This is a genomic window from Amycolatopsis sp. CA-230715, from assembly GCF_018736145.1.
GTDB lineage: Bacteria > Actinomycetota > Actinomycetes > Mycobacteriales > Pseudonocardiaceae > Amycolatopsis.
This window is the reverse complement of the sequence record NZ_CP059997.1, coordinates 2,551,758-2,576,683: the sequence shown is the minus strand read 5'-3', so window position 1 is coordinate 2,576,683 and position 24,926 is coordinate 2,551,758. Positions and strand designations below refer to the sequence as shown.

General features: G+C 70.2%; 23 protein-coding genes. 17 read left to right on the top strand and 6 right to left on the bottom strand.

The window, feature by feature from the left end; genetic code table 11:
- The first annotated feature begins 24 nt into the window (after nt 1–24).
- The gene (locus HUW46_RS11770) at nt 25–342 is read left to right on the top strand and encodes a hypothetical protein (RefSeq protein WP_215547318.1); all 318 of its coding nucleotides are present in this window, start codon (nt 25–27) and stop codon (nt 340–342) included.
- Here the strand turns inward: HUW46_RS11770 and HUW46_RS11765 are convergent.
- Entirely contained in the window at nt 339–2,579 is a 2,241-nt protein-coding gene (locus HUW46_RS11765) for a M64 family metallopeptidase (RefSeq protein ID WP_215547317.1), read from the bottom strand. The two genes, HUW46_RS11770 and HUW46_RS11765, sit on opposite strands and share 4 nt — an antisense overlap.
- A 71-nt stretch (nt 2,580–2,650) precedes the next feature.
- Entirely contained in the window at nt 2,651–4,084 is a 1,434-nt protein-coding gene (locus HUW46_RS11760) for an amino acid permease (RefSeq protein ID WP_215547316.1), read from the bottom strand.
- 626 nt (nt 4,085–4,710) lie between these two features.
- Between HUW46_RS11760 and HUW46_RS11755 the strand changes: the two genes are divergently transcribed.
- The 11 genes from HUW46_RS11755 to HUW46_RS11705 all read left to right on the top strand — a co-directional run bounded on the left by HUW46_RS11755 (nt 4,711) and on the right by HUW46_RS11705 (nt 16,022).
- Nucleotides 4,711–6,132, top strand: coding sequence for a family 2B encapsulin nanocompartment shell protein (locus HUW46_RS11755; RefSeq protein ID WP_215547315.1), 1,422 nt, complete (start codon nt 4,711–4,713; stop codon nt 6,130–6,132).
- Between the two features lie 28 nt (nt 6,133–6,160).
- Nucleotides 6,161–7,549: a family 2B encapsulin nanocompartment shell protein gene (locus tag HUW46_RS11750; RefSeq protein WP_215547314.1), complete on the top strand. Its 1,389-nt coding sequence runs from the start codon at nt 6,161–6,163 to the stop codon at nt 7,547–7,549.
- Nucleotides 7,550–7,593: 44 nt separating this feature from the next.
- Nucleotides 7,594–8,454 (top strand): geranyl diphosphate 2-C-methyltransferase, encoded by an 861-nt coding sequence (locus HUW46_RS11745; RefSeq protein ID WP_215547313.1) that lies wholly within the window; start codon nt 7,594–7,596, stop codon nt 8,452–8,454.
- A 33-nt stretch (nt 8,455–8,487) separates the two neighbouring features.
- The gene (locus HUW46_RS11740; RefSeq protein WP_215547312.1) at nt 8,488–9,621 is read left to right on the top strand and encodes a family 2 encapsulin nanocompartment cargo protein terpene cyclase; all 1,134 of its coding nucleotides are present in this window, start codon (nt 8,488–8,490) and stop codon (nt 9,619–9,621) included.
- Between the two features lie 143 nt (nt 9,622–9,764).
- Nucleotides 9,765–9,908, top strand: coding sequence for a hypothetical protein (locus tag HUW46_RS11735; RefSeq protein ID WP_215547311.1), 144 nt, complete (start codon nt 9,765–9,767; stop codon nt 9,906–9,908).
- Nucleotides 9,909–9,948: 40 nt separating this feature from the next.
- The gene (locus tag HUW46_RS11730; protein WP_215547310.1) at nt 9,949–11,205 is read left to right on the top strand and encodes a YcaO-like family protein; all 1,257 of its coding nucleotides are present in this window, start codon (nt 9,949–9,951) and stop codon (nt 11,203–11,205) included.
- The gene (locus HUW46_RS11725) at nt 11,202–12,389 is read left to right on the top strand and encodes a cytochrome P450 (RefSeq protein WP_215547309.1); all 1,188 of its coding nucleotides are present in this window, start codon (nt 11,202–11,204) and stop codon (nt 12,387–12,389) included. Before HUW46_RS11730 ends, HUW46_RS11725 begins: the two co-directional genes overlap by 4 nt.
- Nucleotides 12,390–12,445: 56 nt before the next feature.
- Nucleotides 12,446–12,976, top strand: a complete 531-nt coding sequence (locus tag HUW46_RS11720) for a pyridoxamine 5'-phosphate oxidase family protein (RefSeq protein ID WP_215547308.1) — start codon at nt 12,446–12,448, stop codon at nt 12,974–12,976.
- 281 nt (nt 12,977–13,257) lie between these two features.
- Nucleotides 13,258–14,358: an XRE family transcriptional regulator gene (locus tag HUW46_RS11715; RefSeq protein ID WP_215547307.1), complete on the top strand. Its 1,101-nt coding sequence runs from the start codon at nt 13,258–13,260 to the stop codon at nt 14,356–14,358.
- Nucleotides 14,359–14,432: 74 nt separating this feature from the next.
- The gene (locus HUW46_RS11710; RefSeq protein ID WP_215547306.1) at nt 14,433–15,257 is read left to right on the top strand and encodes an alpha/beta hydrolase; all 825 of its coding nucleotides are present in this window, start codon (nt 14,433–14,435) and stop codon (nt 15,255–15,257) included.
- A 129-nt stretch (nt 15,258–15,386) separates the two neighbouring features.
- Entirely contained in the window at nt 15,387–16,022 is a 636-nt protein-coding gene (locus tag HUW46_RS11705) for a class I SAM-dependent methyltransferase (protein ID WP_215547305.1), read from the top strand.
- On the opposite strand, the gene HUW46_RS11700 is transcribed toward HUW46_RS11705, so the two are convergent.
- Together HUW46_RS11700 and bioB are read right to left on the bottom strand one after the other, a co-directional pair.
- Nucleotides 16,001–16,669: an AraC family transcriptional regulator gene (locus HUW46_RS11700; protein ID WP_254126074.1), complete on the bottom strand. Its 669-nt coding sequence runs from the start codon at nt 16,667–16,669 to the stop codon at nt 16,001–16,003. The genes HUW46_RS11705 and HUW46_RS11700 overlap by 22 nt on opposite strands.
- A gap of 14 nt (nt 16,670–16,683) precedes the next feature.
- Nucleotides 16,684–17,736, bottom strand: coding sequence for a biotin synthase BioB (bioB, locus tag HUW46_RS11695; protein WP_215547304.1), 1,053 nt, complete (start codon nt 17,734–17,736; stop codon nt 16,684–16,686).
- A gap of 96 nt (nt 17,737–17,832) precedes the next feature.
- On the opposite strand from bioB, the gene HUW46_RS11690 reads away from it, so the two are divergent.
- Nucleotides 17,833–18,399 carry a TetR/AcrR family transcriptional regulator C-terminal domain-containing protein gene (locus HUW46_RS11690; RefSeq protein ID WP_215547303.1) on the top strand — a complete coding sequence of 189 codons (567 nt, stop codon included), beginning with the start codon at nt 17,833–17,835 and terminating at the stop codon, nt 18,397–18,399.
- Here the strand turns inward: HUW46_RS11690 and mptB are convergent.
- Both mptB and HUW46_RS11680 read right to left on the bottom strand, forming a co-directional pair.
- Nucleotides 18,393–19,826 carry a polyprenol phosphomannose-dependent alpha 1,6 mannosyltransferase MptB gene (mptB, locus tag HUW46_RS11685; protein WP_215547302.1) on the bottom strand — a complete coding sequence of 478 codons (1,434 nt, stop codon included), beginning with the start codon at nt 19,824–19,826 and terminating at the stop codon, nt 18,393–18,395. The genes HUW46_RS11690 and mptB overlap by 7 nt on opposite strands.
- 75 nt (nt 19,827–19,901) lie before the next feature.
- Nucleotides 19,902–21,002, bottom strand: a complete 1,101-nt coding sequence (locus HUW46_RS11680; protein WP_215547301.1) for a winged helix DNA-binding domain-containing protein — start codon at nt 21,000–21,002, stop codon at nt 19,902–19,904.
- An 83-nt stretch (nt 21,003–21,085) separates the two neighbouring features.
- Here HUW46_RS11680 and HUW46_RS11675 point away from each other — a divergent pair, with 83 nt between their 5' ends.
- The 4 genes from HUW46_RS11675 (at nt 21,086) to HUW46_RS11660 (ending at nt 24,923) form a co-directional block, all read left to right on the top strand.
- Entirely contained in the window at nt 21,086–22,051 is a 966-nt protein-coding gene (locus tag HUW46_RS11675; protein ID WP_215547300.1) for a helix-turn-helix transcriptional regulator, read from the top strand.
- A 25-nt stretch (nt 22,052–22,076) separates the two neighbouring features.
- Entirely contained in the window at nt 22,077–23,237 is a 1,161-nt protein-coding gene (locus tag HUW46_RS11670) for a cytochrome P450 (RefSeq protein ID WP_215547299.1), read from the top strand.
- A gap of 226 nt (nt 23,238–23,463) precedes the next feature.
- Nucleotides 23,464–23,610, top strand: a complete 147-nt coding sequence (locus HUW46_RS11665; protein ID WP_215547298.1) for a hypothetical protein — start codon at nt 23,464–23,466, stop codon at nt 23,608–23,610.
- Nucleotides 23,611–23,675: 65 nt separating this feature from the next.
- Nucleotides 23,676–24,923, top strand: coding sequence for a hypothetical protein (locus tag HUW46_RS11660; RefSeq protein ID WP_215547297.1), 1,248 nt, complete (start codon nt 23,676–23,678; stop codon nt 24,921–24,923).
- The last annotated feature ends 3 nt before the right edge of the window (nt 24,924–24,926 follow it).

Genomic DNA, 24,926 nt, shown 5'->3' with positions numbered 1-24,926 from the left:
GCCTCGCGGACCACGGAGAAACCCATGCGCAAACTCGCCGCTCGGCTGACGCTGGTGGGCCTGACCGCCGCCGCACTCGGGGGAACGTTCCTGACCGGACCCGCGCAGGCGGACCAGCTCGCGGCGGGGGTGCCGGGCCGCTTCATCGCCGACACCGACATCCTGAACGCCCCCGACGGGGGTTTCGTCGGCAAGGGCTGGAACGGGCAGGGCGTCACGATCAACTGCCAGACACCCGACGGCAACTGGTGGAACGTCAACGCCCCCGAGGCCGCGGGCTGGGTCTGGCAGGCGGGCCAGGTCCTCCGCGAATGGGCGACTCCGGAACCCCCGGTCTGCTAACGGAGGTTCGCGCACTGGCCGGTGGCCTGGCCGGTGATGGTGTTCGGCGCCCGCAGGTCGTCGGGTGGTGCCGCGTTGCCGGTGCACGTCAGCCGGCCGGTGACGGTGTTGCCCGCGAACACCGGCGCGGCCGGTGCGCCGTCGATCGTGACCGGTCCGGTGAAGGCGGAGCCGACCGCGGTCACCGGCCCGGTGCCCCCGGCCAGCCGGACCGGGCCGACGGCGCGGGAGCGCAGCAGTTCCACCGCGGCCGCGCCGTCGGCGGTGAGCGGTCCGGTGATCCGCGATCCGGTCGCGACCAGGGAGGCGCCAGGTCGCACGGTGACCGGACCGGTCACGGTCGCGTTCTCGAGGCACGTCACGCCGGTGACCGCCACCGGTCCGGTGCGGTTCCCGGTGATCGTCGTGGTGCACGCGGGCGGCGGTGGCAGCAGCGTGACGGCGAACGACCCCGCCGCGCCGGTGTTGCCCGCGGCGTCGGTGGCGCGGTACTCGACCTCGTGCCGTCCGTAGCCCGGTTTCCTTGTGGTGAAAGGGGAAACCGTCAGGCCGTCGGGGCCGAGGTTGCCGTAGGCCAGCCCGTCGATCTCGGTGCCGCGTGCGGTGAACAGGTACGGCGCCGCCGGGTCGGTCGGCCAGCCGTAGTACTTGTGCCAGCCGTCGCGGTCGACGCGGAATTCGGGGATCAGGCGGCCTTCGCGGTCGTCCGACGCGGTGAGCCGCATCGTGAACGGGCCGGTGAACACGTACTCCGGGCCGGTCGGTTTCGCGACGGTGAGCAGTGGTTCGGACAAGGAGGCGGCGGTGGCCGGGCCGGTGGCGTCCACGGTCCAGGCGAGCGTCGTGCCGCCGGTGGCCGCGGTGAGCGTGTGCGCGCCCGGCGGCAGCCGTCGCGCGCCGAGGTCGAAGTCGGGGCCGGTGCCGCTGGGAACACCGTCGAGCGCCCAGTCCACCGGCGGGATCGCCCCGGTCGGTTCGCCGGTGTCGACGTACACGACATCGGTGGCGCCGACCGGCCGGTCCGTCGGTGTCGACGCGAGCACGGGCTGGCCGCTCGCCGGTGGCGTGCTGACCGCGGTGTCGACCGTCCACTCGCGACTCGCCGACGGGCGGGCGGCGGGGGCGCGGACGAACGGCGTCGGATCGGTCGCGGTGACGGCGAGCGCGTGCCGCCCCGGTGGCAGGTTCGCCTGCCGCAGGTCGACGGCGGCGCCACCGGCCAGCGGCTTGCCGTCGAGCGTCCAGGCGAGGTCGAGCCGGTGACCGGCCGGGTGTGCCACGCGGGCCCACACCACCCGGTCGGCGCCGATCGTCCCGGCCGGGGTGCCGCCGCTGAGGAGCGGCACCTTCGCCGAGATGCGCTGGGTCATCCGTTCGCGGCCGATCTGGTCGAACGGGTAGCCGAGCGTCTTCATCATCGAGTGCCTGCTCGGCCGCCACACGCCGGTCTGGGTGTAGAGCCCGCCTTCGGCGCGCCCGATGGTGCCGCCGGACTCGCTCGGCTCGCCGAGCCAGCGCCACCACTTCGCGTGCCGGTCCCGCATTTGCTGTTCGGTCAGCACGGTGTGGTGGATCGACGCGGGTTCGCCGCCGGTGTACTGGCCGCCGGGGACACCGCGCGCGTAGTAGTCGTATTCGTCGTCGAGGCCGCCGAGCGAGTGGCCGAGCTCGTGCGGGGAGATCAAGGCGGACAACGCGTTCCCGCCCGACGCCGTCGCGTACGTGCCGCCGGAGCCGCCGTAGGTCGCGCTGTTGGCGAGGGCGAGGATCTGCCGGTTCGCCCGCGTCGTGCCGGGCACGAGATCGGCGTACCGCTGCGCGGCCGCGTCGTCCACGGTGAGCAGGCGCTGCGGGCTCGACGGGTCGCAGCTGTTCCAGAACCCCATGTTCAGCGGGGTGTTCCGGCGCGGCGCGTCGAGCCCGGGGTCGCAGTCGACCCCGGACTCGGGTGAGGGGATCGAGACCGCGTACACGTTGAAGTAGCCGCGGTAGGACTTGAACGGCTCCATCGACCACAGCGTGTTCACGTGCCGCTCGACGTCGGCGAAGAACTTCGGCTGCTCCGCCGCCGTGTAGCCGTCGCCGAGGACGACGAGGTTGAACCGCTGGGAGACCGGCCCGGTTACCCGCACCTCGGTGACCGTGCCGCCGGGCGCGGCGGCACGGGCCGGGACGGCGACCGCGGTGCACAGCAGCAACGCCGCGGCGAGCACGGCCCAACGTGTTCCGCGCGGCATGGCGCTCCCTTCACGGCTGTGCTTCCGGTATACCGCAGCGCTTTCGACGCCAGTACCCGCCGTAAGTCGGTCTACAAAGGACTCAACGCGGACCGGTGCCGCGCCCAGAGCAGGTAGTAGGCCAGCGCCACCAGCAGCCAGCAGGCGAAGACCACCTTGGTGACCACGCCGAGGCCGTGCACCACGTACCCGCAGACCACCACGGTGAGCACCGGGACGACCGGTCCGCCGGGCACCCGGAACCCCTCCGGCCGGGCGCCGCGGTCACGGCGGCGCAGGATCAGCACGGTCGCCGCCACCACCATGAACGCGACCAGGGTGCCGATGCTGGTCAGGTCGCCGAGCGCGTCCAGCGGGAAGAACGCCGCGGCCAGCCCCACCGCCGCGGACACCGACACGGTGGTGAACACCGGGGTGCGGGTGCGCGGCCCGAGCGCGGCGAACCGCCGGGAGACCATGCCATCGCGGCCCATCGCGAACAGGATCCTGGTCTGCCCGTACAGCGCGACCAGGGTCACCGAGAAGATCGAGATCACCGCGCCGAGGGACAGCACTTCGCCCGGCCAGTGCTGCCCGGTCAGGTTCTGCAGGATCACCGCGAGACCGGCTTCCTGGCCGTCGAAGTCCTGCCACCGCTGCGCCCCGAGCGCGGCGACGGCCACCAGCACGTAGAACACGATGACGATGCCGACCGCGAACAGGATGGCGCGGGGCATCGTCCGGCGCGGATCGCGGACCTCCTCGCCCGCGGTGGACACCGCGTCGACGCCGACGAAGGTGAAGAAGATCGACGCGCTGCCCGCGGTGATGCCCGCCATGCCCATCGGCGCGAAGTCGGCGAAATTGCCGGAGCGGAACGCGGTCAGCGCCAGCACGCCGAACAGCGCCAGCACGCCGAGCTTGAGCAGCACCATGACGGTGTTCACGAGCATCGACTCGGTGATCCCGCGGATCAGCAGCACCGCGCACAGGAACACCAGCACGACCGCGGGCAGGTTGACGATCCCGTGCTGGTCGCCGTCCGAGGCGCCGGGCGCGTGCATCGCCCAGTAGGGCAGGTGGACGTGCAGCACGTCCTCGGCCAGCCTGCCGAGGTACCCGCTCCAGCCGACCGCGGACGCCGCGGTGGCGACCCCGTACTCCAGCAGCAGGCAGGCGCCCATGGCCACCGCGGCGAACTCGCCGAGCGAGGCGTAGGCGTAGGAGTAGGTCGATCCGGACACCGGGATGCGCGAGGCGACCTCGGCGTAGCACAGCGCGGACAGCGCGGCGGCAATCCCGGCGATGCCGAACGAGACGACCACCGCGGGCCCTGCCTTGGGCACCGCGGTGGACAGGGTGAAGAAGATGCCGGTGCCGATCACGCAGCCGACCCCGATCATCGTCAGCTGGAAGGTGCCGAGCGAGCGCTTCAGCCGGTCAGGGGAATCGGGGGAGTCGTCGCCGGAGGAGTCGAGCGGCTTTCGCCGCAGCATCTGCGCCCGCAGTCCGGTTTGCTCGGCCATCGGTCCTCCACGAGTAGTGTGCGGATTCGTGCCTACCCTCCTGTCCTAATGGTCTGTACCAATAGGACGGCGTTTACCATCCTCCGATCACGGAGGGTCCGACCGGTACCCCCGAATTGGTTATCCGCGCGCACTGGACAATTCCCCGCGCATCCCGGCGGCATCTTGTTTTCGGTACACGACGAGCGGCTTGTCCGAGATGACTCGAATAATCGCATTATTGCCCTGTGAGAAAACCCGGTCTTCTCGCGCACGGCGAGTAGGCGCAAGGGGGTCGAGTTGAATTCCCTCCGGCGATACCGGAAATCACACCGCTGTCGTTCGATCGGGCGGCGGTCGGCACCCAGAGGTCTTTTCGGTCGCGCATCGTTGCCTCGTCCGTCCACTTGCTAGTCCAAACGTGCCCGACTGGTGTCACGGCAGGTTGTTGCCTGGCGCAGCTGCGCCACCCCGACCGGGGAATAAGACGTCCGGGTGATCGGCGCTGTAACCCAAAAGTGCTCTTGTGTGGTTTTGGCTCCTTGCTATGTTTGTGTGAGCGGAGTCGCCGAATCGGGTAATTCTGACAACTGATATTCAGGGGATCTTGTTTCCGTTTGCCTACTAACGAATGGGTGGATCTTGCCGTGACCGTGACCGAATCGGACGCCACCGACGCCGGTTCCGCTGGCGCCGAAAATACTCAGACGAGCCTTGGCCGGGCCGCCGCGCGCAACCTGGCCACCACCACCAAGACCGTTCCGCAGATGCAGGGCATCTCGTCCCGCTGGCTGCTGAAGGCACTCGAGTGGACCCACGTCGGTGGCGGCACCTACCGGGTCAACCGGCGGTTGAGCTACACCGTCGGCGACGGCAGGGTGACGTTCGAGAAGACCGGCGACCAGGTCCGGGTCATCCCCGCCGAGCTGGCGGAGCTGGCCCCGCTCTCCGGCTACGAGGACGAGGAGGTCCTGCCGGAGCTGGCCCGGCGGTTCGAGCAACGCGAGGTCGAGCCGGGTGAGGTGCTCGTCGAGTTCGGGCACCGCGCCGACCAGGTCTTCCTCGTCGCGCACGGCAAGATCAGCAAGACCGGCACCGGTCACTACGGCGACGAGACCTCGCTGGGCATGGTGAAGGACGGGGACCACTTCGGCGCGCAGGTGCTGCGCTCGGCCGAAGGCATCTGGGAGTTCACCGCGAAGGCCGTCACGGCAGGCACCGTGCTGACCCTGTCCAGGCAGGCGTTCGAGCAGGTGCTCGACCAGTCCGAGTCGCTGCAGGCGCACCTGGCGAGCACCGCGGAGGCGGGCGGGTCGGCCAACGACTTCGGCGAGGCGGAGATCGACATCGCCTCCGGGCACGACGGGGAGCCGTCCCTGCCCAGTACGTTCGTCGACTACGAATCCTCGCCGCGCGAGTACGAGCTCAGCGTCGCTCAGACCGTGCTGCGCGTGCACAGCCGCGTGTCCGATTTGTACAACGAGCCGATGAACCAGACCGAGCAGCAGCTGCGGCTGACCATCGAGGCGCTGCGCGAGCGGCAAGAGCACGAGATGATCAACAACACCGATTTCGGCCTGCTGCACAACGTCGACTTCTCCCAGCGCATCCCGACCCGCACCGGCCCGCCGACCCCCGACGACTTCGACGAGCTGCTTTCCTTGGTGTGGAAGGAACCGAGCTTCTTCCTCGCGCACCCGCGCACCATCGCCGCGTTCAGCCGCGAGTGCAGCAAGGCGGGCATCTACCCGACCGGCGTCGACATCGGCGGCCACAAGGTGCCCGCGTGGCGCGGCGTGCCGATCTACCCGTGCAACAAGATCCCGGTCAGCACCACCGGCACCAGCTCCGTGCTGCTGCTGCGCACCGGCTCGCAGAACCAGGGCGTGGTCGGCCTGCACCAGATCGGGCTGCCGGACGAGTACGAGCCAGGCCTGAACGTCCGGTTCATGGGCATCTCCGGCCAGGCGATCATCTCCTACCTGGTCAGCACCTACTACTCCGTCGCCCCATTGGTCCCCGACGCCCTGGCAGTGCTCGAAGCGGCCGAAATCGGCCGCGAGAGCTGACTGAGCGAGAACGACGGAGAGGACTGGCATGACCACGACCGAGCCGGACGTCGAGCGCCAGCTGAGCCTCGGCACGGGTGCCGCGCGGCAACTCGCGACGACGACCAAGACGACGCCCCAGATGCAGAGCATCACCCCGCGGTGGCTGCTGAGCATGCTGCCGTGGGTGGAGGCGAAAGGTGGCAGCTACCGCGTCAACCGGCGGCTCACCTACGCGGTCGGCGACGGGAGGGTGACCTTCACCAACGTCGGCGACGACGTCAGAGTCATCCCGCAGGAGCTGGCGGAATTGGCTCTGCTGCGCGGTTTCGACGACGAGGACACGCTCACCGCGCTCGCCGACCGGTTCGTGCAGCGCGAGTTCGCGCCGGGCGAGGTGCTCGTCGAGCGCGGCACCCCGCTCGACCGGGTCGTGCTGGTCGCGCACGGCAAGGTCGTCAAGGTGGCGCCCGGTGAGTACGGCGACGAGATCACGCTGGGCAGCATGGCCGACGGCGACCACTTCGGCGACGAGATGCTCAGCGGGATCGAACGGCCGTGGCCGTTCACGGTCAGGGCCGTCACCCCGGTGATCGCGCTGACGCTGCGCACCGAAGACTTCGCCGATCTCAACGGCCGGTCGGAGCTGATGCGCACGCACGTCAACGACATGCTTGCGCTCGGCGACAAGGCGCAGAACACCAAGGGCGAGGCCGAGATCGGCATGTCGTCCGGGCACGAGGGCGAGTTCATGCTCCCCAGCACCTTCGCCGATTACGAGGCCTCGCCGCGGGAGTACGAGCTCGCCGTCGCGCAGACCTTGCTGCGGGTGCACACCAGGGTCACCGATCTCTACAACGACCCGATGAACCAGCTCGACGAGCAGCTCCGGCTCACCGTGCACGCGCTGCGGGAGCGGCAGGAGCACGACATGATCAACAACCGCGAGTTCGGGTTGCTGCACAACGCGGACCTGAAGTCGCGGATCCAGACCAGGTCGGGGCCGCCCACCCCGGACGACATGGACGACCTGGTGAGCCGCCGCCGCAAGACCAGGTTCTTCCTCGCCCATCCCCGCACGATCGCCGCGTTCGGGCGGGAGTGCACGCGGCGGGGCCTCTATCCCGAAGGGACGGTCGTGGACGGCAAGGCCGTCTCGGCGTGGCGAGGGGTTCCGCTGCTGCCGTGCGACAAGATCCCGATCACCGAGGCCGGTACCTCCTCGGTCATCGCGATGCGGACCGGCGTCGACGACAACGGCGTGATCGGGCTGTACCAGACGAAGCTGCCCGACGAATACGAGCCGGGGCTGAACGTCCGGTTCGACGGTATCGACGACAAGGCCATCGCGTCCTATTTGGTCAGTGCGTACTACTCGGTCGCGGTGCTCGTGCCGGATGCGCTCGGCGTGCTGGAGAACGTCGAAGTCACCCGATGAACCACTCGCATCCGCGCCGCCCGATCAACGGAAAGGAACAACTCATGACCATTGCCCGCCCCGCTCCCGCCCCAGTGCTGCGCACCGCCTACCAGCAGTCCGTCGCGTCCTACTGGAACAACGAAAAGGACCCGGTCAACCTGCGGCTGGGTGACGTCGACGGGCTCTACCACCACCACTACGGCATCGGCGAGGTCGACCCGTCCGTGCTGGAAGGCCCCGCCGAAACCCGTGACGAGCGGATCATCGCCGAGATGCACCGGCTCGAAACGGCGCAGGCGGAGGTCCTGCTCGACCACCTCGGCGACGTGGGGCCGGGCGACCGCCTGCTCGACGCCGGGTGCGGGCGCGGCGGCAGCAGCATCATGGCGAACCTGCGGTTCGGCTGCGAGGTCGACGGAGTGTCCATTTCGGAGAAGCAGGTCGAGTTCGCGAACGAGCAGGCGAGGCTTCGGGGAGTCGACGACCGGGTGCGCTACCACTTCCGCAACATGCTCGACACCGGCTTCGAAACCGGTTCGCGCCGCGGGATCTGGAACAACGAGAGCACCATGTACGTCGACCTGTTCGAGCTGTTCGCCGAACACGCGAGGCAGCTGGAGTTCGGCGGCCGCTACGTCACCATCACCGGGTGCTACAACGACGTGACCGGTGGCCGGTCCAAGGCCGTCGCGCAGATCGACCAGCACTACACCTGCAACATCCACCCGCGCAGCCAGTACTTCAAGGCGATGACGGCCAACAACCTCGTGCCGATCTCGGTCGTCGATCTCACCGCGCTGACGATCCCGTACTGGGAACTGCGCGAGAAGTCCCCGGTGGCGACCGGGATCGAGGGCCCGTTCCTCACCGCCTACCGCGAGGGCAGCTTCCACTACCTGCTCATCGCGGCCGACCGCATCTGATTCCGCGCGAGCAGAGGAAACAGGAGTGAAGCGATGACGGACGCGCTGTCCACCCTGCTCGCGGGCCCGACCGGTCTCGGCACCTCGGCCGCGCGCTTCGCGTCCGGGCTCACCGCGGAGCGCCTCTCCGAACCGGAGGCGCCCGCGGTGGAACCGGTGCACGACCCCGCGTACGCCTACCGGCCGTGGGGCGACGGGACGGCTTCGCCGCTGTACTGCCCCGTCACCGAGCGGATCGACGACGCGCTCGCCGAAGAGGTGAACCGGCGGCTGGTCGCGTGGGCCGCGGACTGCGGGTTCTCCGAACAGGAGTGCGAGCAGATCGGGAAGACCGGTTTCGCCAGGCTGGTCATGCTCGCCCATCCCGACTGCGACGACCCGGACCGGCTGCTGATCTCGGCGAAGCTGAACGCGGCGTGGTGGGCGGCCGACGACCTCTACGCCGACGACACCGCGCTCGGCGCCCGTCCTGCCGAGCTGCCCCCGCGGCTGGCGCTGGCCACGGCGGCGATGGACCCGTTGCCGTCGCTGGGGGAGTTCTCGCGTGACCTCGACGAGGCGCTCGCGGGGCACCGGGTGCTCATCTCGCTGCGGTCCGGCATGGAACACCTGCGGCAGTACGGAACCCCGGCGCAGTCGCAGCGGGTCTGCTATTCCACCTTCACCATGTTCGCGATCTGGAACGCCTACGCGGCCTGGAGCCACTCCGGCAAGCAGCCGCCCGCGTGGGAGTACATCGCGGCGCGCCAGCACGACAGCTTCTACACCTCGATGACGCTGATCGACGTGCTCGGCGGGTACGAACTGGACTCGAACCTGTTCTACGACTCCCGCGTGCGGCGGGCCGCGATCCAGGCCGGAACCGCCTCCGTACTGGTCAACGACCTCCACTCGGTGACGAAGGACCTCGCCGACGAGAACCCGCCGTGCAACATGGTGCTGCAGATCGCCGCCGACCGGGACTGCTCGATCGAGGAGGCGACCGAAACCACGGTCGCACTGCACAACGACGTGGTGCGGGACTTCCAGGACGGCCACGAGAGCCTCCTGCCCGTCGCTTCGCCCGAGCTGCACCGCTTCCTGCGCGGGCTGAGGTCCTGGATGGGCGGCGGTTTCGAATGGCACTCCACCAGCCCGCGCTACCGGAGCACGCCCACCGATTCCTAGCGGGCCCCTGCTATTTTCCCCGTGCGCGAAACATGCGGGGAACACCTGAATGGACCTTTCGCCTGGATCCGCTCAGCCGACATCGTGGAAATCGTCATGTTCGAAATTCACGGACCGCCTTCGGGTGGGTAGAGGGGTGCACGATGGGCGACTTCACCATCTACAACGTGTCCGGCCATTTCACGGCGGAGCGGCTTTCCGCTCGTGAGCAGGACATCGTCGCGGACATCTGCGAGGCCGCGAACGAGGAGCAGGAAGTGCGCGTACTGGCCGAGGCGAAGAGCTAAGCCGCCGCGCACAGTGGAAACCGACGCCCGGTACGCAACCGTGAACGCTTCTCCCGAAACCCGTGAAGAACGGTCCGTGGTCCAGGCGGGCGAGCGCGGCCTGCCGTTCGACATCGCCGTCGAACGGGGTCTCGCGGCGTTGGCCGAACTGGGGATCGAGGCCGAACTGCACGATCTCGGGGGCGAGCCGGGGGCGTGCCGGTGCGTCGTCTCCCGCGACGGCCGGTGGCTGGCCAACGGGTGTGGCAAGGGAAACCGCGACGCGGCACGGGCCGGAGCCGTGTTCGAAGCCTTGGAGCACCACCTTTCCGGGTGCACGAGCTTGCGGGCGGAGACCGTGGAGCTGCGGTCCGCGCACGAGATCGCGGCGGGCCCGCTGCGGGGCGACAGCGTGGCGAGCGCGCTGGCCGACGCCGGCGACGGCCTGATGGCGTGCCGCCGCTACCGCGCGCTCGACGACGGCTCCGTGGTCCCCGTGCCCGTTTTCCTGTCCTGCATCGAATATCCGACCGAAGAGTGCGAGCACCTGCGCCGCGAATTCGGCGACACCTACGACTACACCTCGGTGGTGCGCCACTCGGTCAACAGCGGCTGCGCCAGCGGCGCGAGCGTCACCGAGGCCACCGTGCACGCGCTCAACGAGATCATCGAGCGGGACGCCTGGTCGATGATGCTGGTCGACGTCTTCCTCGCGCGGCGGCCCCGGTTCTCCGTGCTCGACCCGGCTTCGCTCCCGGACGACCTCGCCGCGCTGGTGAACTACGCCGAGGAGGTGGCGGGCGAACGGGTCGCGCTGATCGACATGACCACCGATCTCGGCGTGCCGAGCGTGATGGCCTACGTCGCACCCGAACCCGGCAAGGCCGCGGTGCACTTCGGCTGCGGCACCTCGTTGTCCCGGCGGCACGCCGCACTGCGCGCGCTGACCGAACTGCTCCAGGTCAAGGCACTCGAGACCGAGCTCGGCGAACCGACGCACGACCGCGATCACCTGCTGCCCTATCCGCCGTTCGCCGCGGCCAGCCACATGGACCTGCGCGAGTCGCTGGCGTTGGCACCCCGTGTCGCTTACACCGGTACAGCCGCCCCGGAAACCCCGGCCGAGCACCTCGACCGGTTGCGGAATGCCTTGGCAGCGCGGGACTTTCGGGCGTATGTGCACGAACTGCACGTCGCGGGCAATGGGGCCGCGGTGATCAGCGCGCTGGTGCCGGGCCTGGAACGGTTCATGATCGTGCACCTCGGCAGCCTCGTCGTCCCCGGGCCCCGGGGGATGGCGGCCGTGCGCGCGTCATGACCGGAGCGCCCGCCGCGGCACCGGCCCTGCCGACGGAACGGGGCCGCTGCCCATTCGACCCGCCGCCGGAACTCGGGCGCCTGCGCGAAGAAGCACCGGTCAGCCGACTGTCCTATCCGGACGGACTGCTCGGCTGGCTGGTGACCGACCACGCGACCGCCCGCGCCGTGCTCACCGACGCGCGCTTCAGCGCCCGCCAGGACCTGCGCTACTCCCCGGTCCGTGCGCGCCCGATGCCGGTCATCCCGCCCGCCACCCCGGGGATCTTCCTCGGCATGGACCCACCGGAGCACACCGGTTACCGGCGCGCGCTGGCCAAGCTGTTCTCCCCGCAGCGCGTCGAGCTGCTCACGCCGATGATCGAACGCGTCGTCGACGAGCACGTGGAAGCGGTGCGGCGGCACGGCCCGCCCGCCGATCTGGTGGCCATGCTCGCGACGCCGGTGCCGGTCGTGGTGTCGTGCACGCTGCTCGGTATGCCGCCGGAAGACGTGCCGCGGGTGCACGAGGCGGCCGTGCTCCGGGACGATTTCCGGTTGTCGGAAGACGAACGGGCGGTGGCTTCCGAACGGATCTACGAGTGCGCGCGGGCGTTGGTCCGCGCCGAGCCCGCCGACGGCATCGTCGCGAGCCTGCTCGCCGGCGGCCTCACCCGTACCGAGACCACCCTCATCGCCTACCTGCTGCTCATCACCGGCCAGGAACCGATGGCGAACATGCTGGCCTACGGCGTTTTCGCGCTGTTGTGCCATCCCGGGCAGTGGGCCGCGCTGCGGGAAGACCCCGCGCTGGCCGGCGGTGCCGTGGACGAGTTGCTGCGCTACCTCACCGTCGCCCAGCACGGCACGGTGCGCACCGCGCTGACCGACGTCGAACTCGGGGGCCACCTGATCCGGGCGGGCGAGCCGGTCACCGTCTCGCTCGCGGCCGCGAACCGCGATCCGGCGTGGTACCCCGATCCCGACACGCTGGACATCACCCGCCGCCCTCGCGGCCACCTGGCCTTCAGCCACGGCGTGCACCACTGCCTCGGCTACGAGCTGGCGAGGACGCAACTGCGGGTCTGCTACCGGGCTTTGGCGGCCGCTTTCCCCGCGCTGCGCCTCGCGGTGGCCCCGGAAGAAGTGCCGCTCCGCCACGATCGGGATGCCTACGGCGTGTACGAACTACCGGTTTCCTGGTAACGCGGTTTCTTGGGTGGCGGCTGTCGAATCGGACCGGTCCCGTTCGACGCAGGGGTATGACCGAGACGACGAACGACCCGACCACGACCACCAACCTCGACCGGTACGGTTCCGCACCGCTGCGGTGGAGCCGTCCGCGCGACATCCTCGCCGCCGACACCCCCGGCGTCGACCTGACCTTCTTCCTCGCGACCGTGCGGCCCGACGGGCGGCCGCACACCGCGGGCGTCGGGGCCGTCTGGGTGGATGGCGCGCTGTACTTCAAGAGCGGGCCCGGCACCCGCAAATCGCGCAACCTGGCGGCGAACCCGGCGTGCGGCGTCTCCGTGCGGCTGCGGGGAATCGACCTGACCCTGGAAGGCACGGCGCACCGGGTCACCGATCCGTCCACTTTGGAGCGTGTGGCCGCCGTCTTCCGCGAAGGCGGCTGGCCCGCCTCGGCCGAAGGCGACGCGCTCACCGCCCCGTACAGCGCGCCGAGCGCGGGCCCCGCCCCGTGGCACCTGTACCGCCTGACACTGCACACCGCGATCGGCGTCGCGGGAGCCGAGCCGTACGGCGCCACGCGATGGGACTTCGCGCGCTGAGCGGTTCGTTCAAGACGCGACTCGCTCGCGTCGCGCACGCCAGCGGAACAGCTCGCGCGAGCTGACGGACGAGCGAGTCCGGGGGTGACTGCCGGGCCTCCGCTGTCCGCGTTGCGGGGCATCCCGGGTGTCTGTATGGCAGGGCCGCCAGCGGGGTTCCGTTCACGGCGGAGCCGGTCGACCTGCTCCTTGCCGCCCCGGGCGCGGGTTACCTCATGCTGGCGTGGCAGCATCGCGACACGTTGCTCAGCTGATCTCCGGAGGCACCGTCCAGGATGTCGATGCACGCGCACGAGGTGACTGCCAGCGAGCAGGAGTGGCTCACCACCCGGGCTTACCTGCGCGACCATCGCCGCGCGCTGGATGCGCGAGCCGCGGAGAGCCACCCGGGGGCGCGCGTGCTGGACACGGCCCTGCTGGCATCGCGGGAATGGCTGCCGGACACACCGATTCCGCTGGACACGATCGACCTCGACCTCGACACGACCCACGAGAAGGCGCCAGACGTGAATGGCGCACAGGCCCAAGCGTGGCTCCCGGTCAAGTCCGACGGCACACGGTACTCGACCTACTCGCAAGCCGTCGGCACGCTGGCCGCCCCGACGGTGTTCGAAGACCGTCCCACCTACCGGCTGCTCAACGCCGAGCTGCACGGAACCGAGCCACGGTTGCGGTTCGGGCTCGGCTCGTACTTCGACAGCATCGACACCGGCGAGGCCGCAGCGCACGAACTCGCCCTCGATGCACTGGGACATCCTGTCCACAACGGACTGCGCGTGGCGATCGGGGATCCGTGGAATCCGGGGCGCCGTCCGGTCAACCTGGCGATCAGCACGCTCACGATCCGCCGTGACCGCGATGGCGGGCGAGCGTCGTTTCTGCTGCACTGGCGCGACCCACGCAAAGTCGGGCACGCGGGTGGAATGTTCCAAGTGGTGCCAGTGGGTGTCTTCCAACCCTCCGGTCGGGCGGACTGGAACGTTCGCAACGACTTTTCGTTGTGGCGCAACGTCGTCCGTGAACTCGCCGAAGAAGTGGCGGGCGAGGACGAGTACGACAGCGAACACGCGCCGATCGACTACGATGCCTGGCCCTTGGCCACCCGTCTGGATTTCGCACGACGCCAGGGGCACCTCACGGCTTGGTGCCTCGGGCTCGGCGTCGATGCGACCTCGTTCGCGACCGACCTGCTGACCGCCGTCATCATCGACGCTCCCGTGTTCGATGATCTCTTCGGCACCAGGGTGACCACGAACGCCGAAGGTCGCGTGCTCGACCAAGTACCGTTCACCGACGAATCGGTACGGGACGTCCTCGCACGGCATCCGATGCAGGCCGCGGGGGAGGCGCTGCTGCGGCTGGCAGCCGCGAATTTCTGTTGACGATCGGTCCTCGTTCAGCCCACACAGTCTCTTGCCACCATGGACGAATACGCCCGCGGCGGAGGAGAGCTTGCATGTCCCTGACCAGCATCGACACCACCACTCGCACTCTCGACGGTCTTGAGCTGGCGGGCACGTTCGTGAGCCCGGAGACGCCGCAGCACGCCGTGCTCCTCGTCCACGGCGCCAGTGTCACCAGGGAAGAGGGCGGGTTCTTCACACGGCTCGCAGCCCGCCTTACTGAGGCGGGAGTGGCGTCGCTGCGGTTCGATCTCCCCGGCCACGGTGTCAGCGAGGGACGACAAGAGGACTTCACATTGTCGGCTCTGCTCAACATCATCCGGGTTGGGCTGGCACAGCTGCGGTCGCTGGCCGACGATGCTCGCACCTCGCTGATCGCGGCCAGCTTCTCCGGTGGTGCGGCGGCGTACTACACAGCCTCGCGTCCGGAAGACGTCAACCGCCTGGTGCTGTTCAACCCGCTCATCGACTACAAGAAACGGTTCATCGACGAGAAGGCCGCTTGGGCCGACGACGCCATCAACGACAAAGGAGCACAGCAACTCAAGGAACAGAGCTACGTCGGCCACGGCGCCGGTTTCAAGCTCGGCCGTCCGCTGCTCAACGAGGTGTTCTGGTTCGAGGCGCGCTCGGCGTTGGCGGACATCACCGCACCGACGCTGATCGTGCACGGCACCGAAGACACTTTCATCCCGGTGGATTCGTCACGGGCCGCACCCCGGCAGCTCACCTGCGAGCACAAGCTGGTGGAGCTGAGCGGCGCTCAGCACGGCTTCGCCGTCCACGACGATCCGGAGTACGCCAACCCGCAGAGCCAGGCGTGGCAAGCCGAGGTGATCGTCGAGGTACAGCGCTGGCTGACCGCTACGCCGTCATAAGCTCGCGCGGTTTCTTCACCGGCGCAGAGCCCGGTGCGGCGCAACCCGCGCGGAGTTACGCGGCCTACCGGCTGCAGGGGCCAGCGCGCTGAGCGATTCGTTCAAGACGCGTCGGCGAGGCTGTTCGGTATGACCGAGCGAGCTTTCACCCCGGCGACGGGCCGGTTCCTGCCCACCTGCTTCTTCGATTCGGTGGCCGCGCTGACCAGGGAGCGGCTGTGGCGCGCGCTCGTGGTCATGCATGTGGCGCCGCGGCCGGGTGACGTGCTCGTCGACGTGGGGTGCGGCACGGGTTCGCTGGCGTTGCTGTTGCGCCACACCGAACCGGGGACGCGGATCATCGGGGTCGATCCCGATCCCGGGGTGCTGGCGATCGCCCGGCGCAAGGACGCGAACGCCGCCGTCGAATGGCGGGTCGGCATGGGCGACGAGCGGGTGCCGGTCGAGGCGGACGCGGTGGTGTCCAGCCTGGTGCTCCACCAGTGCCCGATGGCGATGAAGCGTGCGGTGCTGGCGTCGATGTTCGCGGCGCTGCGGCCGGGCGGGCGGCTGGTGATCGCCGACTACGGGAAGCAGCGCACGGCCTTGATGCGCTGGGGGTTCCGCGTCGTGCAGCTAGCCGACGGCAAGGCGGACACCCAGCCGAACGCCGACGGCGTGCTGCCCCGGTTGATCGCCGAAGCCGGGTTCGCCGAAGTGCGGGAGGCCGAGGTCGTGCCGACGGTCACCGGGTCGATCTCGGTCTACACCGCGCGCCGGGGCTGATCGCGCAGCACCGGCAGCACCGACGACGGCGTCAGCCCCATCATTTCGCGCATCCAGCGGGTCAGGTGCGCCTGGTCGGCGAAACCCGCGGTGACGGCGGCGTCCGCGAGCGATTGCCCGTCCCGCAACGCTTCCGCGGCCCGGCGCAATCGCGACCACGCCCGCCACCGCGCCAGCGGCATGCCAAGCTGCTGCCGGGCCAGCGCGCGCAGCCGCTGCGGCGAAAGGCCGACCCGCGCGGCCAGTTCCGGCATCGGCAGTTCCGCGAACGCGTCGTCCATCGCCGCCACCAGCCGCGGGTCCAGCGCGCCGGACGTACGCGCGGCGGCCGAGCGGATCTCGTCCTCCCGCAGGCCGTGCAGCTCGTCGGCTTCGATGACGCCGCGGTGCGCGCGCAGCCGGTCGGCGAACGCGCACCGCGGCTCGACGAAGTAGGTGAGCACGTCGTCCGCCGCGAGGATCCGGTGCGGTGCCATCGGCGCCACGACCAGCGCGGTCGCGCGGTGGCACGTTCCCGCGGCGTCCAGCATGGCGACCTCGTCCCGCACCGCGATGGCGATCTGGAACGCGGCGTGCCGGTGCGCGGGGCTGTCGGTCACCGGGCCCCGGTAGCGCGCGTAGCCGTCGCCGATCACGAATCGCGGCACCGGGCCATTGTCGCCTACGCGTTGGGCCGCACGGTGGTCCCGGCGCCGCGGCGGCGGGTGACGAGCTCGGCGGCCTTGTCGGCGCGGTGCGGGCGCATCCCGTCGACCACCATGCCCGCGTCGGCGATCATGTCGAGGTCCTCCTGCCCCGGCTGGCCTTCGCTGGTGAGGTAGTCGCCGAGGAAGATCGAATTCGCGATGTGCAGGCCGAGCGCCTGCATGCTGCGCAGGTGCAGTTCGCGGCCCGCCGCGATGCGGACCTCGCTGCTCGGGTTGGCCAGCCGCACCATGGCGAGGATGCGGAGGCAGTCGTGCGCGGTGAGCTGGTTCGTCCCCTTCAGCGGGGTGCCGTCGAAGGGCAGGAGGAAGTTGACCGGGATCGAATCGGCGCCGAGATCGCGCAGTTCGTAGGCGAGGTCGACGAGCTGTTCGTGCGTTTCGCCCATGCCCGCGATGAAACCGGAGCACGGGGAGATCCCCGCGCCCCGCGCCTTGCCGACGGTGTCGACGCGGTCGTCGTAGGTGTGCGTGGTGCAGATCTCAGCGTAGTGCGACCGCGCGGTGTTGAGGTTGTGGTTGTAGGCGTCCACTCCGGACTCGGCGAGCGAATCGGCCTGGCCGTCCTTCAGGAAACCCGCGCACGCGCAGATTTCCACGTCGGGGTGCGCGGTCTTGATGGCACGGGTGATGTCCGCGATCTTGCCGACCTCGCGGTTGCTCGGCCCGGTGCCGCTGGCCACCAGGCACACGCGGGCCGCGCCCGCGGCGATCCCGGCCTTCGCGGTGGCCACCGCCTCGTCGACCGGAAGCCACGAGTACTTCAGGATGTCCGCGTCCGAACCGAGCCGCTGCGAGCAGTAGAAGCAGTCCTCGGGGCACAGGCCGCTCTTGAGGTTCACCAGGAAGTTGACGCGCACGCGGTTGCCGAAGAACGCGAACCGGGGCTTGCTGGCCGCGGCGACGACGTCGAGGATCTCCTCGTCCGGGGTCGCGAGCACCGCCAACGCCTCCGAGCGGAGGATGGGCTCGCCCGTGCTCGCCCGTTTTCCCAGTTCAGAGATCTGCATCCGATCGCCCTTCCTGAATGGTGTTCACCTGAATGGTGTTCAGGATAGCTGGCGTGCGCGGGCCGGTCCATCGGCGTGACCACCTAGGCTGTGCCGGTGGCGAACAGTCGAGACGACGTGCTGAAGACGGCGCTGGCGATCCTGCGCCAGTACGGGCTGGCCGACCTGTCGATGCGGCGGGTAGCCACGGAGCTGGAGGTGCGGCCCAGCGCGCTCTACTGGCACTTCACGAACAAGCAGGCGCTGCTCACCGCGATGGCCGACACCGTGCTGAGCGGTGTGGCGCCGCGCTCGCCGCGGATGCGCTGGGACCGGCAGCTCGAACGGCTCGCGGTCGACCTGCGCGCCGCACTGCTCGCGGTGACCGACGGCGCCGAACTCGTCTCGATCAGCCAGGCCAGTGGTTTGTCCTCGGCCGCCGTCGGGGACCACCTCGTCGCGGCGGCGCGGCGCGGCGGGCTGTCCGCGCGCGACGCCGCCGCCGTGCGCACCGCGGTGTGGCAGCTCGTCATCGGCCTGACCATCGAACAGCAGACCAGGGCGCAGATGGCCGGGATCGGCGCGCTGCCACCGTCGGACCGCGAATTCGACCGCGAGTTCGCGGACGGACTGGCGCTGATCCTCGACGGCGCGCGCCACCGGCTGCCGGGGGAGGGTCAGTAGCGCGTTTCCTGCAGTCGCCGTTCGGGGAGCGCCGGGCGGAACAGCCGCGACCGGTGCACGGCGAGCGCGACCGCGGCGAGCACGAGTACCCCGCCGAGGTAGCCGAGGACCAGTTCGCCCGGTTTGCCGCCGAGTGGGGGCAGCAGCACGGAAAACGCCGCGACGAGTCCGATGAGGACGGTGCGGGCGCGACCGGCGGGAAGGCAGACGGCGAGCGGGACCGCGGCCCACGGCAGGTACCACGGCTGCACGACCGGTCCGAACGCGACCACCACGGCGAGCATCAGGCCGAGTGCGGAAAGGTCGCTGATGCGGCCGCGAAGCTGCCGGTGGATCACCACGGCGACGCCGCAGGCGATCACCGCGTAGCCGACGATCCGACCGGCCCCGATCACCGGCCCCGTCAGGTGCAGCCCGAACAGCGAACCGATCCCGCCCGCGAGGTAGCCGGGCCAGTTGGTGGGCGCCATCCAGCTGTTCAGCTGGCTCGACGTGCCCAGCGTGCCGAGCCAGCCGAACCCGAGCCCGGTGACCGCGGAGACGGCGGCGGAGACGGCCGCGACCGCGCCCACCATCGCGCCGCCGGCGAGCACGAGGTGCCCCAGCTTGCCGCCGAAGCGCCTGGCCAGCGCCGTGCCAACGACCGCGAGCGCCACCACGGCCGGCACCTTGACGTCCGCCCCGAGCGCGATCACCACCACGCCAGCGGACAGCCGCCACCACCGCACGCGTCCGTCCATTGCGGACAGTGCGATCGCGGTACCGGACGCCATCAGCCCGAGCATGAGCGCGTCGTTGTGCGCGCCGGCCACGAAATGCCACAGCACCAACGGGTTCAGCACACCGAGCCACAGGGGGATCTCCGCGCGCACACCCGCGCGGGCGGCCAGCCGCGGCACCGCCCACAGCAGCAGCGCCACCCCGGCGACCGCGAGGAGCCGGTAGCACAGCACGCCCGCGATCCGCTGGTCGCCCACCAGGTGCGCGATCAGCCGTTGGAGCCCGCTGAACACCGGCCCGTACGGGGACGGTGCGTCGCGCCAGTACCCGCTGACGGCCTGCGCCAGCTCGTTCGTCGTCCCGAGGCCCTGGTTCGGGCCGACGGCGTAGGGGTCCAGCCCGCGCGCGGCGATTTCCCCTTGCGCCAGGTAAGCGTGGACGTCCCCGCTGAACAGCGGCGGTACCACCAGCAGCGGTGCCGCCCAGAGCAGGAACGTGGACTTCAGCGGGCCGGGCGCCGTACCGTCGTTCGCGAGCACGAGCCTGCCCAGCGCCGCCCACGCCAGCAGCACCAGGCCCATCCCGGTGACGCCGGCGGCGATCGCGGCGGACCCGGTGAACCAGCCGAGCGAACCGGCCACGGTGGTGGCCGCGAGCAGCGAACTCCCGCAGAAGCCGAGCCAGCGCGGCGGATCCCCTCGTCGCATCGCTGGAGGTTAACAGTCCCCGGCGCGCTGCCGCCGCCGACCAGGTGTTTCCACAATGGACAGACGAGTCCGCGTTCAGCCTGGCAGAGCGCCGATCCGCACGCGCTCGCTGTCGCCGTCGGTCAGGAACGCCGCTAGCCCCTTTCCCTCCGTAGCGACCGCGTCACGGTCCGCTTTGGACAATCGGCGCAGCGGTGTGACGACGACGGTGTCCGCGTCGACGGTCCAGGTCGCGGCGACGCGGCCGTCGACGAGGACGACGCGGGTGCCCGCGACGGAGAGGCCGCGGTGGGCGTCGTCGATGATCCGGCTCCGGTCGTGGTAGCCGAGGATCGCGTTGTCGAACGCGGGCAGGAACCGCACCGGCGCCGGGGTTCCGGGGTCGGGGCGCGGCGCGTCGGGCAGGTCCAGCAGCTCGCGGCCGCGTTCGTCGCGGAAGGTGACCAGTTCGTCGCGAACCGCCTTCACCGCGGCGGGCAGCCCGGCGAGCCCGCACCAGGCGCGCAGATCCGCCGAGGCCGCGGGCCCGAAGGCGGCCAGGTAGCGCCGCACCAGCGCCTGACCGGCCGGATCCGACCCGTCCTTGCCGAGCGGCGCGATCTCGCGACCGAGCCAGGAATCGAACGGGAGGTAGCGCGCGCCGCCCGTCGCGCGCCAGAGGCCGCGTGGTGGCAACTGCGCCACCGGGATGAGCGCCGCGATCAGCAGTTCGCCCAGCGCCCGCGTATTTCGTCCCGGCCAGCGATCCGAGACCGCGCGAGCGAGTTCGGTCATCGTGCGCGGCTCGCCGTCGGCCAGCACCGCCCTGCCCGCCGCGGCCAGTTCCACCGGGTCGATTCCGGCCAGCTCGTCGCGGTAGACCCCGAGCACGCGCTGGCGCAGCATGGCGTCGTGGCGGGCGCGCCAGGCGAGTGCGTCCCCGGCGGTGACGAGGTGGACGGTGCGGCGCATGAGATGTGTCCGCACCACTTCCCGGCCGACGAGCAGGTCCGACAGCTCCGCGGGATCGAACGCGCGCAGCCGCGACCAGAGCCCGGTGAACGGTTCCTGCGGCTCCTGCGCCTGCAGTCCGCACAGGTGCGCGACGGCGTCGAGTGCGGGCAGGTCGGCGCGGTCGAGCAGCAGCTGCCTTGCCAGCGTCGCGCGGTTGAGCGCGCGCGTGTCGAGGACGGTCATGCGGGCCTTTCGGATCGGGTGCGTGGCCACTCTCGCAGGAATAGCGGCCAGGACGTGTCCGCTTCTCCGGGCACGATGGGGTCATGCAGAAGACCTCCGCGCGACTGCTGTCGTTGCTCTCGCTGCTCCAGGCGCGCCGGGACTGGCCAGGCACGGTGCTGGCCGAACGGCTGGAAGTCAGCCAGCGCACCGTGCGCCGCGACGTCGACCGGCTCCGCGAACTCGGCTATCCGATCGTGGCCGTCAAGGGCCCGGACGGCGGCTACCGGCTCGAGGCGGGCGCGGAGTTGCCGCCGCTGCTGTTCGACGACGAGCAAGCGACCGCGCTCGCCGTCGCGCTCCAAGCCGTCGCCGGGGACACCGGGATCGGGGAGGCCGCGGTGCGCGCGCTGCACACCGTCCGCCAGGTCATGCCGTCCCGGCTGCGCCGCCGCATCGACACCTTCGACGTGACCGCCGTCGGGCGTCAGCCTTCGATCGGCGCCGGTGTGCTGATGGCGCTGAGCGCCGCGGTCCATGCCCGCGAAGTGCTGCGCTTCGACCACGACCCGGTGGACGGCGACCGCGGCGCCGATCCGCCGCCGCGCCGGGTCGAGCCCCACCACCTCGTCGTCAGGGGCGGTCGCTGGTACCTCGTCGCCTGGGACCTCGACCGCGCGGACTGGCGCACCTTCCGCGCCGACCGGATCACCCCGCGCACCCCGACCGGCCCCCGCTTCACCCCGCGCGAAGTCCCCGGCGGCGAGGTGGCCGCCTTCGTGACGAGCCGGTTCCGGGGCGCCGACGGGATCGGCGACTGGCCGTGCCGCGGCGAAGTGATCCTCGATCTGCCCGCCGCCGAGGTGTCGCGCTACGCGGGTGACGGACTCGTCGAAGAACTCGGCCCCGCCCGCTGCCGCCTGTCCCTCGGCTCGTGGTCCTGGCCAGGCCTGGCCGCCGCCATCGGCCGCTTCGACGCCGATGTCGAAGTCGTCGGACCGGCCGAATTGCGGGAAGCTTTCGCGCGGCTCGCCCAGCGCTTCGCCGATGCCGCGTATTCTCGACACTGAGATTGCCACTGGGGAGGACTGGTCTATGTCGCACGCGCCCGCGTTCCCGTTCCCTCGCCCGGATTCGCTGGGCCCGCCGCCGGAATACGCGCGGCTGCGCGAAAAAAGTCCCCTGTCGCGGGTGACGGTGTGGGGCGACCAGTCCGCGTGGCTCGTGACGCGGTACGACGACGTGCGTGCCGTGTTGTCCGACGCCCGGCTCGGTGTTCAGCCACCTGGCGCGAGCGTGCCGGGCAACGCCTCGCTGATGCAGGATCCGCCCGAGCACACCCGGTTGCGGGGACTGGTGTCGAAGGCATTCGCCGCGCGCCAGGTGCAGGACTTGGCGCCTCGCGTCGCGGGGTTCGCGGCCGAACTGGTCGACGCGATGGCGGCGGGTGGGCCGCGGGCGGACATCGTCGGGGCACTGGCCCGGCCGCTGCCGCTCGCGGTGATCGGCACCTACCTGGGAATTCCCGAAGCGGACCGCGAGGAGTTCCGGGAACGCGCGGATGCCATCGAGGACGGCACCGGAGCGCTCGCCGTGTGGGAACGGCTGACCGCCTACCTGTCAGAGGTGGTGGCGCGCAAACGACGAGCGCCCGGTGACGATCTGCTGAGCGCGTTGATCGCACTGCACGACGAGGACGGGGTCGCCCTGTCGACCGACGAGCTGGTCCAGGTCGCGACCTCCCTGCTGCTCGGCGGATACGGCACGACCGCGAACGCGATTTCCGTCGGCGTGCTCTTGCTGGCCCCGGACAACGGGTTTCGGCAATTGCGTGAACGACCCTCGTTGCTCGGTGCCGCCGTCGAGGAGGTGCTGCGGTACCAGTCGGGGCGTACCGGAGTCGCGGTAGTCCGGTACGCGCACCACGACGTCGAACTGCACGGCGAGCGCATCGCGGCGGGGGAAGCGGTGCTGGTTCCGCTGGACGCCGCCAACCGCGACCCGGAAAGGTTCCCCGATCCGGACCGCTTCGCGCTCACCCGCTCGGCGACCGGGCACGTCGCTTTCGGGCACGGTGCGCACCACTGCGTCGGCGCGGCCTTGGCGCGGGTGGAGCTGACCGAGGCGTTTCGCGCGCTGGCGCGGACATTGCCGGGGCTGCGCCCGGTGACCCCGGTCGCGCGGATTCCGTGGACGAGGACGCGCGAGGAGCTGTACGTCGATCAGGGGCCCGCGTCGATCGTGGTGGAGTGGTGAGCTTCGCCGGCTGAGTGCGGGATCACGCTGGTTCACCGATTTCGAGCAACGAAATCGGGAACTCTGCCGGAATCCGCTCGGTCCGGCGACTCTGCGTAGAGTTTCACCCGGATTTGACCCCTGCTGGACCTTCAAGGCGTGTTGACAGGTCCTTTGCAATCCCTTTACTTTGAGGGAGCGATGATCGTCTCGGTCTCGCGGTCCGCATCCCGTTCGGAGGTATGGCATGGACAAGCTGGTCAAGGTGCTCGCGCAGGAAAACGTGTGGTCCAAGTGGGTCGCGGCGAATTCGGCGCCGAGCGCGAACAAGGACGGCTGCATTTCCCGGGCCAAGGAGGGTTGCATTTCGCGCCCGCAGGCAGGCAACGGCTGAGTAAATCCTCGGTGCCGGTGTCCGGCGGCCGTTCCGGTCGTCGGACACCGGTGTGAAAGGTGCCCATGACGAATCAGCTCCCCGCCGAAATGATCGAGCGGGTCCGCGGTGTCCCGCTGTACCGGGACGCGCTGGCCAGCGGTGACTTCCCCATTCTCGAAAAAGACGTCATCGCCAGCGGGTTCCCGGACAACTGGATGACACCGGAACTCGCGGCGGCGCTGGAGTCGGGCGCCGCGGAGTACGTGCTGTCCACCGGGACGAACCACGCGCGGATGCAGCTCATCCGGCCGCCGTACTTCCTGCTCAAGTCCTACTACCGGCTCTGGAGCGAGCACCCGGACATTGCGCACACCTGGGCGGACGGTTGCCCGCGCGTTTCGCTCACCACGGTGCTCGCCACCGAACACGTCGCGCGGGTCAGAGCGAAAGCGCGCGGCGAGGAACCGGCCGGGCGGCCGAGCCTCGCGGACCGGCGACTCGACGATCGCACCGTTTACCTCAACCAGCGCCTCGACCCGGCGGAGTGGACCCGCGAAGACGTCTCCGGAATGCTCGACGAAATCGAAGAAACGCGGTCCGCTCATCCGGACGGCCGTTATCACCTCGATTGTTCGAGCTACCATCTCGCGCACCTGGTGCGCAAAACGCGGCACTGGGACCTGGCCGATCGGTTGCCGAGGCCGGACAGCATAATCCACGCCTACGAATACACCCCGGACAACGTCTCCCGATTCCTGCGCGAGCACTTCGACTGCCCGATCATCGATCTTTTCGGCAGCACCGAACTCGGTTACCTGTACTACAGCGACAAGGACCGGCGCTACCACCCTTACCTCGACCAGATGAAGGTCGAACTGATTCCGGTCGAGCCCGGCAGCACCTTGTTCTCCCTCATCGTCTCCAGCGTCCGGAATCCGCACATGCCGCTCATTCGGTACCGGTCCGGCGATTGCGCGCGCACCGTGGATGGGAGTCCCGATCCCGGGCGGATCGCGCGGTTCTGCGGCAGGGAAAAGGAGCTGATCCGCGTCGGCTCCACCCTGCTGTGCCACGGTGATCTCGACCGGTGGATCGGCGAACGCGCGCCTTCGGTGTTCCTCTACCGGCTGCGGATGACGGGGGCGGGGACCGGGGAACTGGAGTACACCACCTTCGACGGCGCGCCACTCGAGAGGTCCACCGCGGATTCCCTGACCGCGGCACTGGCCGAGAACCTGGAGTTGACCGTCGAACCGGCGCACCGCGACCACATCCCGATCGGCAAGTCCGGCAAGTACGCCTGGCTCCACCCCGAATCCGGCCGAGCTTAGGAG

What these genes read in the sequence shown, in the direction of transcription:
- HUW46_RS11770 (WP_215547318.1), top strand. Translation starts at nt 25, where the DNA reads ATGCGCAAACTCGCCGCTCGGCTGACGCTGGTGGGCCTGACCGCCGCC.
- HUW46_RS11765 (WP_215547317.1), bottom strand. Translation starts at nt 2,579, where the DNA reads ATGCCGCGCGGAACACGTTGGGCCGTGCTCGCCGCGGCGTTGCTGCTG.
- HUW46_RS11760 (WP_215547316.1), bottom strand. Translation starts at nt 4,084, where the DNA reads ATGGCCGAGCAAACCGGACTGCGGGCGCAGATGCTGCGGCGAAAGCCG.
- HUW46_RS11750 (WP_215547314.1), top strand. Translation starts at nt 6,161, where the DNA reads ATGACCACGACCGAGCCGGACGTCGAGCGCCAGCTGAGCCTCGGCACG.
- HUW46_RS11745 (WP_215547313.1), top strand. Translation starts at nt 7,594, where the DNA reads ATGACCATTGCCCGCCCCGCTCCCGCCCCAGTGCTGCGCACCGCCTAC.
- HUW46_RS11740 (WP_215547312.1), top strand. Translation starts at nt 8,488, where the DNA reads ATGACGGACGCGCTGTCCACCCTGCTCGCGGGCCCGACCGGTCTCGGC.
- HUW46_RS11735 (WP_215547311.1), top strand. Translation starts at nt 9,765, where the DNA reads ATGGGCGACTTCACCATCTACAACGTGTCCGGCCATTTCACGGCGGAG.
- HUW46_RS11725 (WP_215547309.1), top strand. Translation starts at nt 11,202, where the DNA reads ATGACCGGAGCGCCCGCCGCGGCACCGGCCCTGCCGACGGAACGGGGC.
- HUW46_RS11720 (WP_215547308.1), top strand. Translation starts at nt 12,446, where the DNA reads ATGACCGAGACGACGAACGACCCGACCACGACCACCAACCTCGACCGG.
- HUW46_RS11715 (WP_215547307.1), top strand. Translation starts at nt 13,258, where the DNA reads ATGCACGCGCACGAGGTGACTGCCAGCGAGCAGGAGTGGCTCACCACC.
- HUW46_RS11710 (WP_215547306.1), top strand. Translation starts at nt 14,433, where the DNA reads ATGTCCCTGACCAGCATCGACACCACCACTCGCACTCTCGACGGTCTT.
- HUW46_RS11705 (WP_215547305.1), top strand. Translation starts at nt 15,387, where the DNA reads ATGACCGAGCGAGCTTTCACCCCGGCGACGGGCCGGTTCCTGCCCACC.
- bioB (WP_215547304.1), bottom strand. Translation starts at nt 17,736, where the DNA reads ATGCAGATCTCTGAACTGGGAAAACGGGCGAGCACGGGCGAGCCCATC.
- mptB (WP_215547302.1), bottom strand. Translation starts at nt 19,826, where the DNA reads ATGCGACGAGGGGATCCGCCGCGCTGGCTCGGCTTCTGCGGGAGTTCG.
- HUW46_RS11680 (WP_215547301.1), bottom strand. Translation starts at nt 21,002, where the DNA reads ATGACCGTCCTCGACACGCGCGCGCTCAACCGCGCGACGCTGGCAAGG.
- HUW46_RS11675 (WP_215547300.1), top strand. Translation starts at nt 21,086, where the DNA reads ATGCAGAAGACCTCCGCGCGACTGCTGTCGTTGCTCTCGCTGCTCCAG.
- HUW46_RS11670 (WP_215547299.1), top strand. Translation starts at nt 22,077, where the DNA reads ATGTCGCACGCGCCCGCGTTCCCGTTCCCTCGCCCGGATTCGCTGGGC.
- HUW46_RS11665 (WP_215547298.1), top strand. Translation starts at nt 23,464, where the DNA reads ATGGACAAGCTGGTCAAGGTGCTCGCGCAGGAAAACGTGTGGTCCAAG.
- HUW46_RS11660 (WP_215547297.1), top strand. Translation starts at nt 23,676, where the DNA reads ATGACGAATCAGCTCCCCGCCGAAATGATCGAGCGGGTCCGCGGTGTC.